The 19,050-nt window shown below is 65.5% G+C and carries 18 protein-coding genes; 11 read left to right on the top strand and 7 right to left on the bottom strand.

The window, feature by feature from the left end:
• The coding region (locus C7C56_RS29260; RefSeq protein ID WP_219933087.1) for a hypothetical protein at positions 1-346 on the bottom strand (346 nt) is incomplete at its 3' end.
• Between C7C56_RS29260 and C7C56_RS02050 the strand changes: the two genes are divergently transcribed.
• A complete protein-coding gene (locus C7C56_RS02050) occupies positions 345-1,985 on the top strand; it encodes a MutS-related protein (protein ID WP_106755840.1) in 1,641 nt (546 codons plus the stop codon). The two genes, C7C56_RS29260 and C7C56_RS02050, sit on opposite strands and share 2 nt — an antisense overlap.
• Positions 1,986-2,202: 217 nt before the next feature.
• Here the strand turns inward: C7C56_RS02050 and C7C56_RS02045 are convergent, their stop codons facing one another.
• Together C7C56_RS02045 and C7C56_RS02040 are read right to left on the bottom strand one after the other, a co-directional pair.
• Positions 2,203-3,312, bottom strand: a complete 1,110-nt coding sequence (locus C7C56_RS02045; protein WP_229457908.1) for a serine hydrolase domain-containing protein — start codon at positions 3,310-3,312, stop codon at positions 2,203-2,205.
• A 148-nt stretch (positions 3,313-3,460) separates the two neighbouring features.
• Positions 3,461-5,278, bottom strand: a complete 1,818-nt coding sequence (locus C7C56_RS02040) for a phosphoethanolamine transferase (protein WP_106755837.1) — start codon at positions 5,276-5,278, stop codon at positions 3,461-3,463.
• Between the two features lie 224 nt (positions 5,279-5,502).
• Here C7C56_RS02040 and C7C56_RS02035 point away from each other — a divergent pair, with 224 nt between their 5' ends.
• The 3 genes from C7C56_RS02035 (at position 5,503) to C7C56_RS02025 (ending at position 7,476) form a co-directional block, all read left to right on the top strand.
• Positions 5,503-6,702 carry a T6SS phospholipase effector Tle1-like catalytic domain-containing protein gene (locus C7C56_RS02035; RefSeq protein WP_106755836.1) on the top strand — a complete coding sequence of 400 codons (1,200 nt, stop codon included), beginning with the start codon at positions 5,503-5,505 and terminating at the stop codon, positions 6,700-6,702.
• Positions 6,703-6,922: 220 nt separating this feature from the next.
• On the top strand, positions 6,923-7,201 hold the full coding sequence (locus C7C56_RS02030; protein ID WP_229457906.1) for a CopG family ribbon-helix-helix protein: 279 nt from the start codon (positions 6,923-6,925) through the stop codon (positions 7,199-7,201).
• The gene (locus C7C56_RS02025) at positions 7,201-7,476 is read left to right on the top strand and encodes a type II toxin-antitoxin system RelE/ParE family toxin (protein ID WP_106755835.1); all 276 of its coding nucleotides are present in this window, start codon (positions 7,201-7,203) and stop codon (positions 7,474-7,476) included. Before C7C56_RS02030 ends, C7C56_RS02025 begins: the two co-directional genes overlap by 1 nt.
• A gap of 113 nt (positions 7,477-7,589) precedes the next feature.
• Here the strand turns inward: C7C56_RS02025 and C7C56_RS02020 are convergent, their stop codons facing one another.
• From C7C56_RS02020 to C7C56_RS02010, 3 genes are all read right to left on the bottom strand, one after another.
• Positions 7,590-9,068 (bottom strand): M48 family metallopeptidase, encoded by a 1,479-nt coding sequence (locus C7C56_RS02020; protein WP_106755834.1) that lies wholly within the window; start codon positions 9,066-9,068, stop codon positions 7,590-7,592.
• Positions 9,044-11,161, bottom strand: a complete 2,118-nt coding sequence (locus C7C56_RS02015) for a hypothetical protein (protein ID WP_146204243.1) — start codon at positions 11,159-11,161, stop codon at positions 9,044-9,046. The genes C7C56_RS02020 and C7C56_RS02015 overlap by 25 nt, the downstream gene beginning before the upstream one ends.
• Before the next feature lie 132 nt (positions 11,162-11,293).
• A complete protein-coding gene (locus C7C56_RS02010; RefSeq protein WP_106755832.1) occupies positions 11,294-11,875 on the bottom strand; it encodes a DUF1287 domain-containing protein in 582 nt (193 codons plus the stop codon).
• A 108-nt stretch (positions 11,876-11,983) separates the two neighbouring features.
• Between C7C56_RS02010 and C7C56_RS02005 the strand changes: the two genes are divergently transcribed.
• Complete coding sequence (locus C7C56_RS02005) at positions 11,984-12,946, top strand: DUF3616 domain-containing protein (protein ID WP_106755831.1); 963 nt, start codon at positions 11,984-11,986, stop codon at positions 12,944-12,946.
• 16 nt (positions 12,947-12,962) lie between these two features.
• Here C7C56_RS02005 and C7C56_RS02000 read toward each other — a convergent pair whose 3' ends face one another.
• Positions 12,963-13,982, bottom strand: coding sequence for an AI-2E family transporter (locus tag C7C56_RS02000; RefSeq protein ID WP_106755830.1), 1,020 nt, complete (start codon positions 13,980-13,982; stop codon positions 12,963-12,965).
• Positions 13,983-14,472: 490 nt separating this feature from the next.
• Here C7C56_RS02000 and C7C56_RS29600 point away from each other — a divergent pair, with 490 nt between their 5' ends.
• The 6 genes from C7C56_RS29600 to C7C56_RS01975 form a co-directional block, all read left to right on the top strand.
• Positions 14,473-14,901, top strand: coding sequence for a thiol-disulfide oxidoreductase DCC family protein (locus C7C56_RS29600; RefSeq protein WP_229457897.1), 429 nt, complete (start codon positions 14,473-14,475; stop codon positions 14,899-14,901).
• A gap of 7 nt (positions 14,902-14,908) precedes the next feature.
• On the top strand, positions 14,909-15,352 hold the full coding sequence (locus tag C7C56_RS29595; protein WP_229457895.1) for a cell division protein: 444 nt from the start codon (positions 14,909-14,911) through the stop codon (positions 15,350-15,352).
• A gap of 247 nt (positions 15,353-15,599) precedes the next feature.
• Positions 15,600-15,986 carry a 30S ribosomal protein S12 gene (rpsL, locus tag C7C56_RS01990; RefSeq protein ID WP_106755829.1) on the top strand — a complete coding sequence of 129 codons (387 nt, stop codon included), beginning with the start codon at positions 15,600-15,602 and terminating at the stop codon, positions 15,984-15,986.
• A 140-nt stretch (positions 15,987-16,126) separates the two neighbouring features.
• On the top strand, positions 16,127-16,597 hold the full coding sequence (gene rpsG, locus C7C56_RS01985) for a 30S ribosomal protein S7 (protein WP_106755828.1): 471 nt from the start codon (positions 16,127-16,129) through the stop codon (positions 16,595-16,597).
• Between the two features lie 132 nt (positions 16,598-16,729).
• A complete protein-coding gene (gene fusA / locus C7C56_RS01980; RefSeq protein WP_106755827.1) occupies positions 16,730-18,835 on the top strand; it encodes an elongation factor G in 2,106 nt (701 codons plus the stop codon).
• 91 nt (positions 18,836-18,926) lie between these two features.
• Positions 18,927-19,050, top strand: a 124-nt coding sequence (locus tag C7C56_RS01975; RefSeq protein ID WP_017454492.1) for a GTP-binding protein, incomplete at its 3' end; no start/stop codon positions are given.

The following is a 19,050-nucleotide window of genomic DNA, read 5'->3' as shown; positions in this document are numbered from 1 at the left end:
CACTGGTCACCCAGCGGGAGAGCGGTTGGATAGCGGGAGCCGTATGACGCGAGAGTGTCACGTACGGTTCTGCGAGAGGTTCAAGGCGAAATTCCTTGGGCCTACTCACCTTAAAGGAAATCGGCTGCAAATCCGCCTGAGCGGTCCATATTTCGCCGATTTTTTGGTCAATAGAATAACTATTGACCTTCAAAATCGTCGAAATCTGTCCTCGCTCAGCCGAATTTTCGCTTCGATTCTTTAAGTCCGGCAGGCTGCTAGCCGGGTCCACTTGTGGTTTGTCAATATGACCACATATGGCCCGCGTGGGCCGGCACTCGGCCGCGCCATCGATGAAAGCCTGCATGCCCTTGTCGTTTGCCTCCGTGACCGCCCCGGTCAAGGCCTCCCTCCAGGAGTTGCGTACCCTGCTGTTGCCCGACCCTGAGCCGCTCGACTACCCGTTCGCGCCGGACGATGTGGCGCAGCTGCACCGGCTGCACGCCGATCCGGGCGCCGCCGCGCTCGACGACACGACCTGGAAGGACCTGTTGCTCGGGCCCTATCTGGCGCAACTGTCGCCGGAGCTGAGCATTTTTGGCCAGCAGATGCTGCACCACCGGCTGCGCGCCGGCATGGACGACGGCGGGCGCGACGCCTTGGGCGAACGCGTGCGCGAACACATGCGCGACCCGGTCCGCCTGCGGCAATTACGCAGCGCCTGCCATGCCCTGCGCGCCGTCGACACCGAGGTCGCGGGCCTGCTGTTTGCCGACGACGCGCCACCGGCGCGCTCGGCCTGGGCCGGCAAATGCTGGCTGTTGCTGGCCGCTTTGCTGGTCTCGCTCGGCGCGGTCCTGCTGACGCCCTTTGCCTATCTGGGTGCCGGACTCGCCTTGTTCACGCTGATGTCGATGCAGGTGCGGTATGGGCCACGGATCGAGGCATGGAACCGCAAATTGAAGTCGCTGCAGCTGATGCTGCGCGTCGATAGCGAGCTGGGCACGCGCGACGAGGCCCCGCTGGCCGGGTTCGTGCCGGCGGCGGCGCAATCGGGCCGTCTCAATCACAGTCTGAGCCGGTCTTGGGTGGGCGGGGTGACACCCGGCGCACGCGCGTATTCGGACTGGTTCATGCTGGCAAATCTCGAGCACTATTGGAAGTGCGTCGCGCTGGTGCACGGGCAGCGCGATTTTTTGCGCGCCGCCTTCTTGCGCTGCGCCGGGCTCGAAGCCGATCTGGCGCTGGCGCGGCACCTGCTGCAGACGCCGTCGGCCTGCTGGGCCGACCGCGGCGGCGCGGCCGAACTGGCGCTCGACGGCGCGGTGCATCCACTGATGGCGCAGGCCCAGCCGCTCACCTTCCGTCTGCACGGGAAGGGCGCGTTCATCTCGGGCCGGAACGGGATCGGCAAGAGCACGCTGCTGCGCACCATCGGCCTCAATCTGGTGGCCGCGCGCGCCTTCGGCTTTTGCTACGCCGCCGGCGCGCGCGTGCCGCAACTGCCGGTGTACGCGAGCATGCAAAGCGAGGACTCGCTGTTTGGCGGCGAGAGCCTGTACATGGCCGAGTTGCGGCGCGCGCGGGAGCTGCTGGCGGCGGCCGACGGCCCGCATCCGGGGGTGTATCTGATCGACGAGATTTTCCGTGGCACCAACCATCTCGAGTCGGTGTCGGCGGCGGCGGCGGTGCTCGACGCGCTCGCGGCCAAGGGCATGGTGATCGTTTCGTCGCACAACCTGGTGCTGGCGCCGTTGCTGGCGCACCGCCTCGCGCCATGGTGCGTGGCGGCCGACGCGCACGCGATGCTGACGCTGGCGCCGGGTGTGCTTTCGCAGACCAACGGCATCGCGCTGCTGGGTGCGCGCGGGCTCGGGCAGGAGCTTGAGGCCAACGCGGGCAGGGTGTACGACTGGCTTAGCGGCTATCTGGCGCGACCGGCCGATTGTTCGCATGTGCTTGGCGGGGCGGGTGCGTCCGACGAGGCGGCAGGAATCGTGGACTGAAAACCCAGACTGAAAACCCTGGCGTGTTACCCGCGAAAGCGGGCATCGATGCTGAATGTACTTCAACCACGGGTCTGGAAAACTCGCTCCTCGATTCGATGCAAGCTCAGTATGGGTCCCCGCTTTCGCGGGGATGACGTTGGGGGCTTTCGCGGGGATGACGTTGGGGGATTTCCGCGATTTTCAACCGGTCGCGGCCGCGCGTCCCCGCCTTGGCTTAGGCGGGCGTCACCTTGGCTAGGAGGCGCGCGACGACCGCCGTGATGCCGCGGGTAATTTGGGTCGTATCGCCAACCCGCCACAAGGCCGTGGTCGTCACTGCCATGCGCAGGGCCGGCACCACGATCGCCAGTTGCCCGCCCCAACCGTAATACATCGCAACGTCGTGGCCGCCCAGCGCGCCGGTCCACCACAGGTAGCCGTAGCCCATGGCGTCAAGTTCCAGGCCGAGCGGGTTGAATTTGAAGTGGCTCAACTGGCTTTGCGCGAGCCATTGCGCGGGCACGATCGAGCGGCCCTGCCACTGTCCGCCATCGAGGTTCATCGCGGCCAGTTTCATCAGGTCGCGCGGACGCATCCGCAGTCCGTAAGAACCGTGTTCGGCGCCGCTGGCGTCGCGCGCCCAGAGCACCTGTTTGATGCCGAGCGGCTCGAACAGGTTGCGCTGGGCTATTGTCAGAAGGTCGCTGCCGTAGGCGTTCGACAGGATCGGCGAGAGCAGGTGCGACGCGCCCGAGTTGTAGCTCCACGGCGCGCCCCGAACCACCGGCAGCGCGAGGGCGAAGTCGGTAACGTTTATGTCGTCATAGTTGAACCCGCGATCATCGCTCCAGTCGAGGCCCGCGCGCATCTGCAGCACCTGCCGCAGCGTGATGTCGCCGGCGGCCGACAGGGGCACGCGCGCCAGTTGCGCCGGCAGCAATTCGCGCAGGGTCGCGTCGATGCCGCTGATCTTTCCGTCGCGCAGGGCTTGCCCGACCAGCAGGCTGCACACGGTCTTGGTCGCCGAACGGATGTGGCGCAGGTCTGACGACTTGCAGTCGGCGTAGTAGCGCTCGCCCACCAGTTTGCCGTTGCGCACCACCAGCAGCGCGCGCAGCGTCGGCAGCCCCGCGCCGTCGTCGAGCATCGCCTGCATGGCGGCGGCCGGAATGCCCTGGCTCTCCGGCGCCGCCGTGGCCCAGTCGTCGGCAGCGATCGTGGTGACCCCGACGTCCTCGTGCGCCAACTCCTTGGGCGGCGCGCCCTCGCCGCCGCCCCCGCCGCCGCAGGCGCTCAACAGGGGCAAACCGGCGCCCATCAACAGTATTTGTCTTCTTGAAATCATCAGGTGCCGCCTTCCTTGACCGTCGTTCGACGAAATGTGTGTCGCGTCAGGATAGGGGGCGCCGCCGCGGCGGCGGCGGCGAATTGGACGAAGGCCGCGCCGGCGCCGATGAAGGGGCCGTTTTCGCGGATGGGTTTGCCCGCGGGAATTACAGCAGTTTCGTCTCGCGCTTGAGCGGGGTGCCCTTGTCGATGATCTCGCGGCAGTCGCCGCGCAGCGTCGCGTTGTCGTAGTTGGCCCAGCCGTAGCTGTCGACATAGCGCGTGTGCTCGGTGAAGCGCTCGTTCATGAAGCTCCACTCGGGCCGCTCGCCCGGATAGCCGATCTCGGCCAGGTCGAGCAGGGTGTGGAACATGTTCTCGGTGGACAGGCGCGCCTTGTGGTGGCGCTTGAGCTGGACCACCTTGCCGGGCCGGCGCTCCTGGTACCGGTCGGAATACCAGAGCAGCGCGGGCACGTGGAATTCGTACTTGGTGTTGTGGCCGTGGAAGGCCAGCTTGCAGCTGTTGTCGTACAGGGTCTGGCCGTGGTCGGCGACGTACAGCATCGCGCCGGTCTGCCCGGTCTGCTTGATCTGGCCGATCACGTTGGCCAGGAACCAGTCGGTGTAGAGGATGGTGTTGTCGTAGCTATTGTTGAGCTGCTGCTTGATCCGGATGTCGGTGTAGGCCGGCTTGTCGACCCCGTACAGCGAGGGCCGGAAGCGGTCGAACTGCTTGGGATGGCGCTGGCTGTAGTTCCAGTGGCTGCCCAGGGTGTGGAGCACGATCAGTTTCTTGGGCGCGGCGTCGGCGATCGCGCCGGCGAGCGGCGCGAACAGGTCCTGGTCGTAGTTGGCGTTGTCGCCGAAGCCGCCCAGATTCAGGAACGCGGTCACGTCGGCCTCCTTGGCGAACACCGAGACGGGCGTGTCGAACTTGCCGAACGAGACCTGGTTCGACAGCCACCAGGTCTTGAAACCGGCCTCCCTGTAGGCGCTCAGGAAGGACTTCTCGGCGAAGCCGTCCTTGAGGCTTTGCATCGCCGGCTTGCGCGAGATGATGACCGGCACCGACAGGCGCGTGGCCGAGACGGCCGTGACCACGTCGGGCAGCATGAGCAGATTGCTCTCTCGCGCGAGCAGGGGATTGGTCTGGCGCGCGTAGCCGTTCAGGCTCCAGCGGTCGAAGCGCGACGACTCGCCGATGACCATGACCACGATCTCGGGCTCGAGGTCGGGATTGCGCTGGCGCGCGCCGAAGCTGAACTTGCTGCTGCGCTCGCTAAGCGCGGCCAGGTGCTTGCGTTCGGTGTAGAAGTCGGCGCCGCGCGCGAGCAGGCCGAACGGCCAACTGCGCGCCAACGCGGCCAGCTCGACGGGCGGCCTGGCCCAGGCGGGCAGCGGCGGCGGCGCGGCCTCGGCTTGCTTGGGGGCCTTGGCTTTGGCCGCCGCCTTGGCGGACGCCTTCACGGGCGCCTTGGCGGCGCCGGCGACGCCGTATTTCCAGCCATAGGCGCCCAGCGCGGCGGCGCCGGCGAGCGTGGCGATCACCAGCGACCGCGAGCCGTCGGTCCAGTCGAGCGCGGTGCTGGCGCGCGCGATGCGCAGGGTGATGCCCCACCACGCGACCACGGCGGCCATGACGGCGAGCAGCAGCCAGACCCGGTCGCCCAAAAATTCGGCCGCCTCCCGCGGGCTGGTCTCGGCGAGGATGCCCAGATGGTGGGTCGAGATGCCCTGTCCGTAGAAGGTGAACAGGTAGACTTCGATGGGCAGGGCGAGGAAGGCGGGGATCAGCAGCCAGTGGAAATGCGCGGGCCGCTTCAGGACGGCCCAGGCGGCCAGCCAGGCGATCGCGCCTATGCCCAGCAACTGCGCGGCGCCCGCCACCGGCTTGCCGGCGAGCAGGGGCACGAAGGGCACGGCCGACAAGGCGAGATAGGTCAGCAACAGGAACAGCGTCGCAGGGCGCAGCAGGAATCGCATCGGGCAGCCAGGTCGGGAACAGGGCATGATTATCGGATATTTTCGCTGCCGCGGGACAAATCATTCCACGAGCGAGCACCTTGCCGGGCCGCTGATGTCAGTTGTAAAATATATTTACATCGTGGCAATATGTTTATAATGGGTATTTATTTGGCATCGCTTTTTGGTCGGCATGGCCACACCGCTTTTCCGCCAGACCGGGAAGGTCCACTCAAGGAGTTTGCATGAAATCAATCATCTTTTGCGCCGACGGGACCTGGAACGGCCCGGACGGCGACGACGACCTCGATGGCGTGCCCGACATCACCAATGTGCTCCGGCTGTTTCTGGCGCTGGAGGGGCGGGAGGCGGCCGCGGACTGGCGCAAGAGCAACGAAAAAGAGAAGGTGCTGACCGACGCCGCCGGCCAGGTGGTGCATGTGGCCAAGTACCTGTACGGCGCCGGCGACGCCTCGAACCGGCTGGTGCAGATGCTAGGCGGCGCGTTCGGCGCGGCCGACATCTCGCGCATCGTGCGCGGCTACACCTTCATCTCGCGCAATTACGTTCCGGGCGACAAGATCATCCTCGTCGGTTTCAGCCGCGGCGCCTACACCGCGCGCGCGCTGGCCGGCATGATCGCCGCGGTCGGCCTGCTCAACCCCCGTCCCGAACTGCTGCGCAACAAGGACTTCGCCTACCGGCTCGGCTGCGCCGCCTGGCACCAGTACCGGCACCAGTCCGTGCGCGAGGTGTCGCCGGCGCTGCTGTCAAAGCTCGACGCGCTGGCCGACGACCTGCCGCGCTTCCTGTCGCGCACGCTGGCGCCGGGCGACCTGCGCCCGGTCGACGCGATCGAGGCGATCGCGGTCTGGGACACGGTCGGCGAACTGGGCATTCCCCATTTCGTCGGCGAGGACCGGCGCGTCGGCGCGCTGCGCTTCGCCGACACCCGCCTTAGCGCCAAGGTCGCGCATGCCTTCCAGGCGATCGCGGTCGACGAGCTGCGGATCGACTTCCAGCCCACCCTGTGGGACCACGAGGAGCGGATCGAGCAGGCATTGTTTCCGGGCGCCCATGCCGATGTCGGCGGCGGCTATCCGCGGCGCGAGAACGAAAGCTGTTTGTCCGACGGCGCGCTCGAGTGGATGGTGTCGAGGCTCAAGCTGATCGGGGTCGGTTTCCAACCTTTGCGGATCGCGGCCAACCACGCCGCGCCCGAGCACCAGCCATGGACGCGCGGCAAATTCAAGGCCCGGCCGGCGGTCGAGCGCACCCTGCCGAGGCCGCCCGTGCTCAAGCTCCACGTGTCGGTCGCGCGGCGCTGGGAGGCGAAGTCGGTGCTGCTCGAGGGCGCGGTGCCGTCCTTGTACCGGCCGATGAATTTGTCCGCCTACCTGGACGCGGCCGGCAACCCGCATGCCGGGGTGGCGGTGGTGGGCTGAGCGGGGTGTAATTCGCGCAGGAAGCAAACATGTGGTCTATCCGATGAGCAATTTTTCTCCAGCGCAGGCCCGCGAGCTTCTTCAGTTTCATTCAGGAAGGCACGCCAACATCAACGATCGGCTACCCGCCGTGTCATTCTTTGATTAAATGTGATTAACATCGATTGACATTGTTTTTGTGCGGTGCGAGACTTGGCGCGAACAATTTGAAGCAGGAGTCATGATGGCCAACACTGAAACCAAAGTGCTCACCGCCCATATACCGCTGCCGCTGGCCGATAGGGTCGACCAGATCGCGGCCCGGCTCGAGCGGTCGCGCGGCTGGATCGTCAAGCAGGCGCTCAGCGCATGGGTTGACCTGGAGGAGGAACGCAACCGCCTGACGCACGAGGCGCTTGCGGATGTGGACGCAGGTCGTGTCATCGACCACCAGTCGGTGCAGGCATGGGCCGATAGTCTCGGCGGCGACAATCCGCTGCCTCCGCCGACGATTCCCTGATGGAACTGCGATGGACCAGCAAAGCGCTCTCCGATTTGACACGGCTGCACGAATTTCCGGCCTCGGTGAATCAAGCGGCGGCCGGGCGAGCCGTGCGCGCGCTCATGGCGGCGGCCTCGACACTGGTCTCGAATCCGAGGATTGGCGAACGGCTGACTGAGTTTGAACCGCGGGAAATTCGACGCATTCTTGTGGGTCGCTATGAACTGCGCTACGAGATTGCAGCTTCCACGATCTACGTTTTACGGCTTTGGCATACTCGCGAAGAGCGTTAGGTGCAATGGCCGGGTACGGTCGAATTCTTTAACGACGCATGGCTGCGTACTCAGCATGGGTTCCCTCGTTCGAGGGAGGTCATTCCTGCAATGGCGGGAGTGACGCCGCGCCGCTACTTGTACAAATTGACCTTTTGCCGCGGCGCCAGCGCCGCGAGCGCGGCCGGCGTCAGCGTGCGCCCGAGCGCGGCGGCCATCAACTCCGACGGCAGCACCGTGTGCCCGTCGCGCTCCATGCGCAGGGCCTGCCCTGGCGCCACCGCGAGCGTGAAGCCGCGCTGGTCGAGGCTGGCGATGACCCACTCTTCGACGATCTCGGCGACGTGCTTGCGCTTGGCCCCGCGCGACAGGAAGCTGATGCCCTCGGGCTTGAGGCGGTCCCACAAATGCGCCGGCTCCTCGCCGATCTCTTCGGCCATCAAGATCAGGTCGCCCAGCGGCAGCCGTTCCGGATCCATCCAGCTGCCCGCGAAACGCTGCCGTATCTGCGGCTGGACCACGTCGGCGCCAAAGCGCTCCCAGCTGCATTTTTCGAGCTGGCCGTCGTGGAAGAAGTCGTACCAGGCGTGCTCGGCTTCGGCCTCGCCCCCCAGCAGATGGGTGCATTCGGCCAACGGCGGCGCGCCCGCCCCGGCGCCGGGCTTGATCGCCTCGATCCGCCGCTCGAGCGTCGGGTGCACGTCGAACGCGGTCTTGGCGCCGATTTCAAAATTGCCGATCGCGCCGGCCACCTCGGCCCGGCGCACGCCCGCTTTGCAGAAGCGGCGGAAGCCGTCGAACACTGGCACGCGCGCGCCGCGCGCGACCGCCGGGTACAGCTCGTGCCGCGCGTAGGCGGCCCACATGGGCGCCATCATGTCGACCTTCTTGAGCGCGTTGCAGGTCACCGTGCGCCCGAACTTGCCGGCCGCGAGCGCGTCGGCCTCGAATTCCTGGGCCCGCGCGACGCCCGCCGACAGGCGCACGAAGCCGCGGCCGAACAGCGCGTACAGCAGGTCGACGAAGAACAGCGAATCGCCCAGGTCGAGCGCGCTGTTGGCGATCGATTCGCGGGTCCGGTAGACCCACGGGCCGAGCCCGCCCTTGCCCGCGGCGAAATGGCCGAACTCGTGGGCGATCAGGGCGCCGAGTTCGTCCTCCGAGAGCGCGATCAGCAGCGGCAGCCCCAGGCCCAGTTCGAGCGAGGTGAGCTTGCCGTGCCAGCTGGTGCGGTGCGACATGGTGACGGAGGCCGCGTTCGCCAGATGGATGTTGACCGTCGCCTTGACGCCCAGCGCGGCGCCGATCTGCCCGACCTTGGCGTACAGGGCCGGCGCGTTCTCGCGCAGCAGGGGCAGCGGCGTGCCCCGGTCCTGGCGCCGGCGCGGACGCAGCGCGTACAACAGCGTGGCCGCGCCGACCGCGGCCGCGTACCCGGCCAGGTCGGGCGTGCCGCGGCTCAGCTGAGCGATCGGGACCCACAACAGGCCGGCGGCCAGCCCCAGCGCGAGCAGCCAGAAGCCGAGCCACAGCGCCAGCAGCAGGGCGGCGCCGCGGCCCGGGTTTGCCTTGTTTCGATTGGTCGTGGTCATGGTGTCGACGGCTCTTTCCATTGCTTGATTGCGGTGCTGATCACGCCTTGCAGCAAATCGCCGCGGGCGGCGCGGCTGCGCAGCTCCGCGCGCTCGCCGTCAGACAGTTTGGCGTTGCGCGAACGGATGAAATGGGCCGCCGCCTTGAAGTCGATCCCGATGTCGATCTCGGCCAGATTGACATTCTCCCCGCGCAGGTACTGGTGCAGCACCACGCGGTCGGCCAGGTTGATGCGGGCGTGGAAAGCCAATTTGTCGCTGACAGCGGTGCGCCCGCTGCGCACCGCCTCCCCGTACAGCAGGCCCATTTGGTCTCCCGACAGCGCCAGCATCTCGAAGCGGCCGGCGCGCTGCGCCAGCGCCAGCGCCTTGCCGGGGTCCTGGCGCAGCGCCAGCGCGATCTGGACCACGTTGTCTTCGGCCGAGGCGGGCTCGAGCAAGTCGAGTCCGGCGCGCACGCGCGAACGGTCCAGCTTGGCGGGGTCGGCATCGCCGTCGTAGTTGGCGCGCAGGAAGCGCTCGGGATCGGCGCCGGCCAGGCGCGCGACCAGCCCGTGGTCGGCCGCCAGGTCGGGGCCGGCCGCGGACGTCTTGTTGGCAAGGGCGGCGTCGAGCAGTTTGAGCGCCGCGGGCGCGCGCCCCAGCGCCACCAGCACGCGCGCCTCGTCGTCGATCAGGTAGCCGGCGTCCTCCTCGGACAAGCGGTGCAGGCGCGCCAGCTCGGCGCTGGCGCCCGCGTAGTCGGCGCGCACGGCCTTGCGCCGGGCCAGGCTGCGCAGGATCTGGGGGTCTTGCGGGAATCGCCTGGCCATGGCGTCCGCCGCGCTCTGGCCTATGTTGCCCGACAGCAGAGACAAATACAGGTATTGCTCGCGCGCCGAGTCGGGTTGCTTCCGGGCGCGCTGCCGGTGTTCGCTCAACTGCGCGACGCTTTCGCCGGCGTTGTCGCGCATGTCTTGCAGCACGCGCGCGATCTGCACGTCGTCGGGGCGGGCCTCGACGGCGCGCCTGGCCACGCGCAAGGCTTCGGCCGGCGAGACCGACTGCGCGGCAAGCACTGCCGTACTGGTGCCCTGGTAGTCCCAACCCTGCAGCTGCGCCAGCGCTTCGTGCGCCTTGGCCGCGTTGGCCTCCATGCCGTTGCCGTGCAAGTAGCCCAGGCACAGCATCACGCCCGGAGTGCCGGGCTTGGTGGCGATGCTGAGCTGCTCGTAGGTGTGGTCGGCGCCGTCGCTGGTCGTCACGCTTTCCGGCGCTTCGGTGAACAGGTGATCGATATCATCGAACGCCATGAACTGCCGTCCGCAGTGCACGCGGTTGACGTCGCGGCCGGGGGCGCCGGGGGCGGGTTTTACCTTGCTGTAGTAAAGCGTGTTGTGCAACAGTGGCATGGCGCCGGCGATGTTCCAGACATAGATGTCGCTGCTGCCGTCGAGCGTGTGGTCGAACGTGTCGATCAGGCCGCCCTTGCCCGCGCTCGCCGCGCCATGCACCTTGCCGGTCGCGACCTTGAGGGTGAGGCGGCCCTGCGGCGCCAAGGCGACGCTCTGCTTGTCGATGGTGACGCTGACGGTCTCGCCGAAGCCGTTCAGGAGCACCAGTTCCTGGATTCTCGACGCCTGATAGGCGCTGTGCGCGCCCCAGCCGGCCAGCAGCACCAGCGCCAGCACCAGGGCGCGCGCGTAGAACCAGCCGAAAACGCCGAGCGGGGCGCGCGCGTAGACGGTCCATCCCTGGTCGCTCGTGCCCTGGACCACATAGGCGCCGAGCGGCACCAGCGGCACCTTGAACAGCGCCACGATCGCGTGCAGGGCGACGTGGACGCCGTCCTTGTCCCTCTCGGACTGGCCGACCAGGCCGAAGCCGAGCGAGTTGTAGTTGGCCAGCGAGGGCATGCCCTTGAGCGGCTTGGCGAACAGGCGCCGCTCGGCGGTCAGCTCCCTGAGCAGCGCGGCATGCGCGGGCAGGCGCCGGAACAGGCGCGCCAGCACCAGCGAGCGGTACACCTTGAATGTGTCGCCCGACTCGATCGCGCGCCGGATCCTGGAATCGCCCGTCAAGGCGTTCAGTTCGGGGACGCGCTGCAATAGCTGGGCTGGATCGGATATCGACATGGGGGCTGGATGGTCTTGAACGGCGCGCACGCCGTGCGTTTGCTAAGAAATTTTTCGCCGAATCATCATATAGCAGGGTCGACTATTGGTAAATGAATAGCGCCGGCCGGTGTTGTTCGGCGGCCCCATGGGTCAGGGCCGGCCCGCCGGAAAGCGGTAGTGGCCGGTGATGCGGTAGGCGAACAGCGCGTCCTCCTCGCGCGTGCCGGCGCCGATGTTGTGGATCACCAGCGGGCGCCCGCCGGCGGCGCGGTCCGACACGATGCCGATATGCGGCAGGTTGCCAGGCAGCATCCAGGTGACGAGGTCGCCGGCCCGGTAGTCCTGCGCCCGCGCGCTGACGGGCAGGGCGGCATCGCGGCGCTTGAAGAAGGTTTGCAGGTTGGGCACGCGGCGGTGGTCGATGTTGCGGTCGGGCCGCCTGAGCTGCCACAGCCGCGGGTAGCTGGCCCAGGCGCGCAGCATGTCCTCGTGCACCAGCCGCTGCAGGTCGAGGCCGCCCTTGCGGTAGGCCCGCACCACCACGTCGGTGCACACGCCGACCTCCTGCGCCACGTCGCCGCCCGGATAGGCCAGCTTTTGGTAGGCGCCGTCGTAGCGCACGGTCACGCCGATCTGGCTTCTGGCGGCCTCGACCAATTGCGCGGGAGAGGCGGTGGCGTGGCGGGCGCAGGCGCCGAGCAGGGCGCAAAACAACAGGCGGGAGAGGTTCATATGGGCGCTTCGGGTTGGGTGGGGGATGGAGGCCATGCTCCATAATGTACGGGATCCGTCGCGCCGATGCGGTGATAATCGAATAATATTTCAACCGGAGCCACAGGCATGACCAAGAAAAGCGTCCTTCCGTCCGCGATCCCGGCCCTGCTCGCGGGCCTGCCCCATGCGCGCCCCGGCGAGCTCTTCGTGTATCGCGGCATGGCCGACGCCTCGGCCGCCGCCGCGCTCGGGCCCGAGCTGTTCGTGGTCGCCGACGACGAGCGCAACCGCTTGCTGGTCTACCGCCGCGGCCGCGCCGACGCCATCGGCGGGCTCGACCTGTCGGGCTTTTTGGGAACCGCGCCCGACAAGGAGTCCGACCTCGAAGGGGCGGCCGCGGTTGGCGCGCGCATCTATTGGATTTCCTCGCACGGGCGCACCAGCAAGGGCAAAACGGACGAACGGCGCCAGCGCTTCTTTGCCACCGAGGGCGCCGGGCCCGGCGATGGCGGCGCCGGCGCGGGGCTGCTGGCGCCGGTCGGCAAGCCATATGCGAACCTGCTCGCCGACCTGGTCGCGGCGCCCCAGTTGCGCCGGTACGACCTCGCGCAGGCGGCCGCGCGCGATCCCGAAAGCGCGGGCGCCTTCAATATCGAGGGCCTGGCGGCCACGCCCGAAGGCGGCTTGCTGATAGGTTTGCGCAACCCGGCGCCGCGGGGCATGGCCTTGCTGGTCGAGCTGCTCAACCCGGCCGAGGTGGTCGGCGGGGCAGGCGCGCGCCTCGGGCGGGTGGTCGAACTCGACCTGGGCGGGCGCGCGGTGCGCAGCATCGAGCTGGTGGGGCTGGCCTACATGATCATCGCGGGGCCGAGCGGCAAAGACGGCGACTTCGCGCTGTTCCAGTGGTCGGGCGACAACGCCGAGCCGGCGCGCATGCTGCACCGGATCGACGTCGAAGGCGCCCACCCGGAGGCGCTGTTCGCGATCCCGGGCACGCGCATGGTGCAGATCCTGAGCGACGATGGCGGCGGCGACAAAAAGCTGGCCAAGAGCGGGCAGCGCTTCCGCGGCATCGTGGTCGCGCTTTAGCCTGTCGGGCGCCAGTCTAGATGAGGCCGCGCGCCTTCAGTTCCTGCTTGGTGTAGGCGTAGAACACGGGCGCGGCGATCACGCCGGCGACGCCGAACAGGGTCTCGCCGACCAGCATCACCACCAGCAGTTCCCAGGCGTGCGCCTTGATGCGCGAACCGATGATGCGCGCGTTGAGGAAATACTCGAGCTTGTGCAGCACCACCATGAAGGCGAGCGCGCCGATGGCCGTGTGCAACGAATGCGACAGCGCCACCACCACCAGCACCGAGTTCGAGATCAGGTTGCCCAGCACCGGCAGCAGGCCGGCGAAGAAGGTGATGATGATCAGCGTCTTGGCCAGCGGCAGCTGGACCCCCATCAGCGGCAGGATCACCAGGATGAAGATGCCCGAGAGGATGGTGTTGATGCCCGAGATCCAGACCTGGGCGAACACGATGTTGCGGAACGCGTCGAGCAGGTGGCTCAGGCGCGCCTGCAGGGCGCTCGAGAACGGGCGCGCGCCGTATTTGCCGCCCACGCTGCCCATGCTCACCATGGCGCCGATGATCATGCCGATGAGCACATGGGCCAGCGTGCGGCCCGCCTCCTTGCCCAGCGTCCTGGCCTCGTCGCCGTGCTCGCGCAGCCAGCCCGAGAGCCGCTCGCGCAGGGCGTCGGCGTTGACCGGCAGGTGGTCGAGCAGCCACGGCGGCAACTGCCCGCGCGAGGCGTCGATGATGTCGGCCATGCGCTTGAGCAACGACGTCAGGTTGGTCGCGTCGCCCCTGAAAAAGGTGATCGTGCCCCAGGCCGCCGCGCTGAGCAAACCGATCACGACGGCCGAGATGACGGCGATGGCGACCATGCGCGCGCGCGCGTCGCTGATCTTGCTCGCCAGCAACGGCGTCATCATTTGCACCAGCGCGTACACGAGCAGGCCGGCGAACAGGGCGCCGAGCAATCCCTTGACCAGGACCAGCAGCAAGGCGACGCCGACCAGGATGTAGGACGCGATGGTGTTGGCGTCGAGCTTGTTTTGGGTGGTGGTGAGCATGCGCGCGGAGCCTGATTGTTGATGGAAGCAGATGGGTGCCGCCATAATAGATTGCAAGTGCCGGATCGGCAACACGGTAGGCGATTTGTGTGCGGGCGCGCGCCGCGGCGCCGGGCCGGCTGTTTCCCAAGTTCAACACACTTAGAAAACATGCCATTTTTATACGATTCCCAGCCACACTCCAGAAGCCCGACGTCCCGCGATCGCAACCAAAAGGTCCAATCAATTAAAAACCGGGGTCTGACCCCGGTTTAGAAATCAATTGGCATTAGTCCACGTCGTAGCCCTTGCAAGGTCTTAAATTCGGCAATTAATTCCGTAACCGGGGTCAGACCCGGTTACCGTGCCGGTCAGCTGCGGCGGTTGCCCCGTGCCGATCCCGCACCCTACCTCGGCCTAGTCCTGCTGCCGGTGCTGCGCCAGGCGAATTGCCTTGACTCGCCGTCTGTTATGTCTTAAATTTCTGTAACGACAGAATAAAAAGAAGATCATGAACGCGCCCGCACTGACCCTTTACTTCGACGGCAACTGTCCGTTCTGCGCCACCGAGATGGGACGGCTCGGGCGCTGGGACCGGGCGCGCCGGCTCGCCTTCGTCGACATCGCCGCGCCCGGCTTCGACCCGCGCCCGCTCGGGGTCGGCATGGACGCCCTGAACCGCGAGATGCACAGCTTGGACGCCGGCGGCAAGCTGCTCGTCGGCATCGACAGCATGGTCGCCGCCTATGGCCTGGCCGGGCGCGCCTGGCTGGTGCTGCCGCTGAGGGTGCCGCTGCTGCGCCCGCTGCTGGCGGCGCTGTACCGGCAGTTCGCGTGCCGGCGTTACGCGATCTCCCGTTTGCTCGGCTATAAAGGCGGGGCCGGTCCGGCCTGCCGCGACGGCGCCTGCGCGCGCCCACACCCCTTCCTAAAAAAATGAGACTGCGATGACGGCCCGAAAATTGGTGGTGTGGTGGGTGTACGCGGCCATCTTCGGCCATCTGGTGGTCGGCGCGCTGCTGCCGCTGGCGGGCGGCGCGGCATTGTTCGAGGGCTGCCACGCGGGGATCGAGTCCGCGTTCTGGCCGGTGGGCGCGCCGGACGGGGCGCGCGCGCTCCAGCTTTGGTGGGTCGCCCTGTTCGGCCCCACGGTGCAGGCCGCCGCGATCTGGATGGGCGCGCTCGCCTACATTGGCGAGCGCCAGCGCAACGCCCTGGCCTGGGGATCGCTGATCGCCGGCATCGTCCTGTGGGCGCCGCAGGACATCTATCTGTCGCTGCAGCGCGGGGTCTGGGCCAATGTGCTCATCGACTGCTTCGCGCTGATGACGATGCTGCCGCCGCTCGTGTGGCTGTATTTGCAAGATCGGCAGAAAGCCAGCGCCGCCTGATCGGAGCGACGCCCGTGGCGGCCCGCTTTGTGCATTGCCAAGTGGTAAACTGATTGACCCGCCCGCGCTTCACGTCTATACTCGCGAGTTCTCGAATTTATTCTGCACATCGTTTTCGCAACCAGGGCCGCTCCTAGCTGAGTGGCTTTCGGCGCCTCCTTTGTCAGTTCTAAACCGGGACTAGGTTTTAGTCCCCGGGCAACTTCGCCCGGGTTGTTCATGTTGTATCTTTGTTGGATTTATAACGATGCCAACCATCAATCAACTGATTCGCCAGCCGCGTGTTTCCGTACGCGTCAAGAGCAAATCGCCGGCGCTGGAAAACAGCCCGCAAAAGCGTGGCGTATGCACACGTGTTTATACGACGACCCCAAAGAAGCCAAACTCGGCTCTGCGTAAGGTCGCCAAAGTCCGCCTGACCAATGGTTTCGAAGTCATTTCGTACATTGGCGGTGAAGGCCATAACCTGCAAGAGCACAGCGTCGTTCTGCTGCGCGGCGGCCGCGTAAAGGATCTTCCGGGTGTGCGTTACCACATGGTTCGCGGTGCACTGGATACCCAGGGCGTCAAAGACCGTAAGCAATCGCGCTCGAAATACGGTACCAAGAAAGCCAAAGCTGGCAAGAAGAAGTAATTTTTGCCAAGTGCCGGCGGTTAACCGCTGTTTAAAAAACTAACGAGTTGAACCGGTCGTAATGATCGAGTAAGTGGAAGGCTATGATGGCCTCCGCGAGTGCGCCAAGCGCGCTCAACTGAAGATAGGAAGGAATTGATATGCCACGTCGTCGTGAAGTACCCAAGCGCGAAATCTTGCCAGATCCAAAGTTCGGCAACCAAGATGTCGCCAAATTCGTGAACGTTCTGATGCTGTCCGGTAAAAAATCGGTCGCTGAAAACATCATCTACGGTGCCTTTGAACACATCAAAACGAAGTCCGGCAAGGACCCGCTCGAAGTGTTCGCCACCGCGATCAACAACTGCAAGCCAATGGTCGAAGTTAAGTCCCGCCGTGTCGGCGGCGCCAACTACCAGGTGCCAGTTGAAGTCCGTCCGGTGCGTCGTATGGCGCTGTCCATGCGTTGGTTGCGCGAAGCCGCAAACAAGCGCAGCGAAAAATCCATGCCACAACGCCTCGGCGGCGAGTTGCTGGAAGCGTCGGAAATGCGCGGCGGCGCGATGAAAAAGCGGGACGAAGTTCACCGCATGGCAGAAGCGAACAAAGCGTTCTCGCATTTCCGCTTCTAATAAACTGGCCAAGCCCCGGTTCGCACTTCGTGCGGGCCCCGGGCGCGGCCATGCATCTGTTGTTCGAGGCCGGGCCCATTTTGTTCACAAAATGACGCTCGGTTTTGTCCATTAAAAGATTTAGGAATAATTATGGCACGCAAGACCCCCATTGAGCGCTACCGCAATATTGGTATTTCCGCTCACATCGATGCTGGCAAGACCACCACGACCGAGCGCGTCCTGTACTACACGGGCGTGAACCACAAGATCGGCGAAGTCCATGACGGCGCGGCCACCATGGACTGGATGGAGCAAGAGCAGGAACGCGGTATCACGATCACCTCGGCTGCGACGACCTGCTTCTGGAAGGGGATGGCTAACAACTTCCCTGAGCACCACATCAACATCATCGACACCCCGGGCCACGTCGACTTCACGATTGAAGTCGAGCGCTCGATGCGCGTGCTCGACGGCGCCTGCATGGTTTACTGCGCGGTCGGCGGCGTTCAGCCGCAGTCGGAAACCGTATGGCGCCAGGCCAACAAGTACAAGGTGCCACGCCTCGCGTTCGTCAACAAGATGGACCGCACCGGCGCCAACTTCTTCAAGGTCTACGAGCAGATGCGCAACCGCCTGAAGGCGAACCCGATCTGCCTGCAGATCCCAATCGGCGCCGAAGAGAACTTCCTCGGCGTGGTCGACCTCGTCAAGATGAAGGCGATCTACTGGGACGACGCGTCGCAGGGCATGAAGTTCGACTACCGCGAGATCCCCGCAGAGCTGGCCGACCAGGCCGCCGAGTGGCGCGAGAAGATGGTCGAAGCGGCCGCCGAAGCGTCGGAAGAGCTGATGAACAAGTACCTCGACGAGGGCGACCTCTCGGAAGAAGAGATCAAGGCCGCGCTGCGTCAACGCACCATCGCCTCGGAAATCGTTCCGATGATGTGCGGCACCGCGTTCAAGAACAAGGGCGTGCAAGCCATGCTCGACGGCGTCATCGAATACCTGCCATCGCCAGTGGACATTCCACCGGTCAAGGGTCTGGACGAAGATGAGCAGCCAACGACGCGTAAAGCCGAAGACAGCGAGAAATTCTCGGCGCTGGCGTTCAAGATCATGACCGACCCGTTCGTCGGCCAGCTGATCTTCTTCCGCGTCTACTCGGGCACCATCAAGTCGGGCGACACCGTCTTCAATCCGATCAAGAACAAGAAAGAGCGTCTTGGCCGTATTCTGCAGATGCACGCGAACCAGCGCGAAGAGATCAAGGAAGTCCACGCCGGCGACATCGCCGCCGCGGTCGGCCTCAAGGATGCGACCACGGGCGAAACCCTGTGCGACCCATCGTCGATCATCACGCTCGAGCGCATGGTCTTCCCTGAGCCGGTGATCTCGCAGGCTGTCGAGCCTAAGACCAAGGCCGACCAGGAAAAAATGGGCCTGGCGCTGAACCGCCTGGCACAGGAAGATCCTTCGTTCCGCGTCAAGACCGACGAAGAGTCGGGCCAGACCATCATCGGTGGTATGGGCGAGTTGCACCTGGAAATTATCGTCGACCGCATGAAGCGCGAATTCGGCGTCGAAGCGACCGTCGGCAAGCCACAAGTGGCTTACCGCGAGACGATCCGCAAGGTGTGCGAAGAGTCCGAGGGCAAGTTCGTCAAGCAGTCCGGTGGTCGTGGCCAATACGGTCACGTGGTTCTGAAGATCGAGCCGCAAGAGCCGGGCAAGGGCTTCGAATTCGTCGACGCGATCAAGGGCGGCACCGTTCCACGCGAATACATCCCCGCGGTTGAAAAGGGTGTGCGCGGCACGCTGAACTCGGGCGTGATGGCTGGTTACCCAGTCGTCGACGTCAAGGTCACGCTGTTCTTCGGTTCGTACCATGACGTCGACTCGAACGAGAACGCGTTCCAGATGGCAGCTTCGATGGCCTTCAAAGACGGCTGCCGCAAGGCGTCGCCGGTCATCCTCGAGCCGATGATGTCGGTCGAAGTGGAAACGCCGGAAGACTACGCCGGTTCCGTGATGGGCGACCTGTCGTCGCGTCGCGGCATGGTGCAGGGCATGGACGAAATCCCAGGCGGCGGCGGCAAGATCATCAAAGCCGAAGTGCCACTGTCGGAAATGTTCGGTTACTCGACCTCGCTGCGTTCCGCAACGCAAGGCCGTGCGACCTACACGATGGAATTCAAGCACTATTCGGAAGCGCCTAAGCACGTGACGGATGCAATCGTCACCGCCAAGGCTAAGTAATTCATAGTCAGTCATATTCAGTTGGGGACAGAGCAGGTAAACCCTGCTCTGTCCCCCAAGCAGTTTAAATATCCCCTTAAGGAAGATCAAAATGGCAAAAGGTAAATTCGAACGGACCAAGCCGCACGTCAACGTCGGCACCATCGGTCACGTCGACCACGGTAAAACGACCCTGACGGCTGCTATCGCTACCGTTCTGTCGAAGAAATTCGGCG

Origin of the sequence: Massilia glaciei (assembly GCF_003011895.2) — a bacterium.
Taxonomy (GTDB): domain Bacteria; phylum Pseudomonadota; class Gammaproteobacteria; order Burkholderiales; family Burkholderiaceae_D; genus Telluria_A; species Telluria_A glaciei.
The sequence above is the reverse complement of the archived record's forward strand: the minus strand, read 5'-3'. Positions and strand labels throughout refer to the sequence as shown.

Coding starts and splice junctions, on each gene's coding strand:
- C7C56_RS02050 (WP_106755840.1), top strand. CDS start 345: ATGCCCTTGTCGTTTGCCTCCGTGACCGCCCCGGTCAAGGCCTCCCTC.
- C7C56_RS02045 (WP_229457908.1), bottom strand. CDS start 3,312: ATGATTTCAAGAAGACAAATACTGTTGATGGGCGCCGGTTTGCCCCTG.
- C7C56_RS02040 (WP_106755837.1), bottom strand. CDS start 5,278: ATGCGATTCCTGCTGCGCCCTGCGACGCTGTTCCTGTTGCTGACCTAT.
- C7C56_RS02035 (WP_106755836.1), top strand. CDS start 5,503: ATGAAATCAATCATCTTTTGCGCCGACGGGACCTGGAACGGCCCGGAC.
- C7C56_RS02030 (WP_229457906.1), top strand. CDS start 6,923: ATGATGGCCAACACTGAAACCAAAGTGCTCACCGCCCATATACCGCTG.
- C7C56_RS02025 (WP_106755835.1), top strand. CDS start 7,201: ATGGAACTGCGATGGACCAGCAAAGCGCTCTCCGATTTGACACGGCTG.
- C7C56_RS02020 (WP_106755834.1), bottom strand. CDS start 9,068: ATGGAAAGAGCCGTCGACACCATGACCACGACCAATCGAAACAAGGCA.
- C7C56_RS02015 (WP_146204243.1), bottom strand. CDS start 11,161: ATGTCGATATCCGATCCAGCCCAGCTATTGCAGCGCGTCCCCGAACTG.
- C7C56_RS02010 (WP_106755832.1), bottom strand. CDS start 11,875: ATGAACCTCTCCCGCCTGTTGTTTTGCGCCCTGCTCGGCGCCTGCGCC.
- C7C56_RS02005 (WP_106755831.1), top strand. CDS start 11,984: ATGACCAAGAAAAGCGTCCTTCCGTCCGCGATCCCGGCCCTGCTCGCG.
- C7C56_RS02000 (WP_106755830.1), bottom strand. CDS start 13,982: ATGCTCACCACCACCCAAAACAAGCTCGACGCCAACACCATCGCGTCC.
- C7C56_RS29600 (WP_229457897.1), top strand. CDS start 14,473: ATGAACGCGCCCGCACTGACCCTTTACTTCGACGGCAACTGTCCGTTC.
- C7C56_RS29595 (WP_229457895.1), top strand. CDS start 14,909: ATGACGGCCCGAAAATTGGTGGTGTGGTGGGTGTACGCGGCCATCTTC.
- rpsL (WP_106755829.1), top strand. CDS start 15,600: ATGCCAACCATCAATCAACTGATTCGCCAGCCGCGTGTTTCCGTACGC.
- rpsG (WP_106755828.1), top strand. CDS start 16,127: ATGCCACGTCGTCGTGAAGTACCCAAGCGCGAAATCTTGCCAGATCCA.
- fusA (WP_106755827.1), top strand. CDS start 16,730: ATGGCACGCAAGACCCCCATTGAGCGCTACCGCAATATTGGTATTTCC.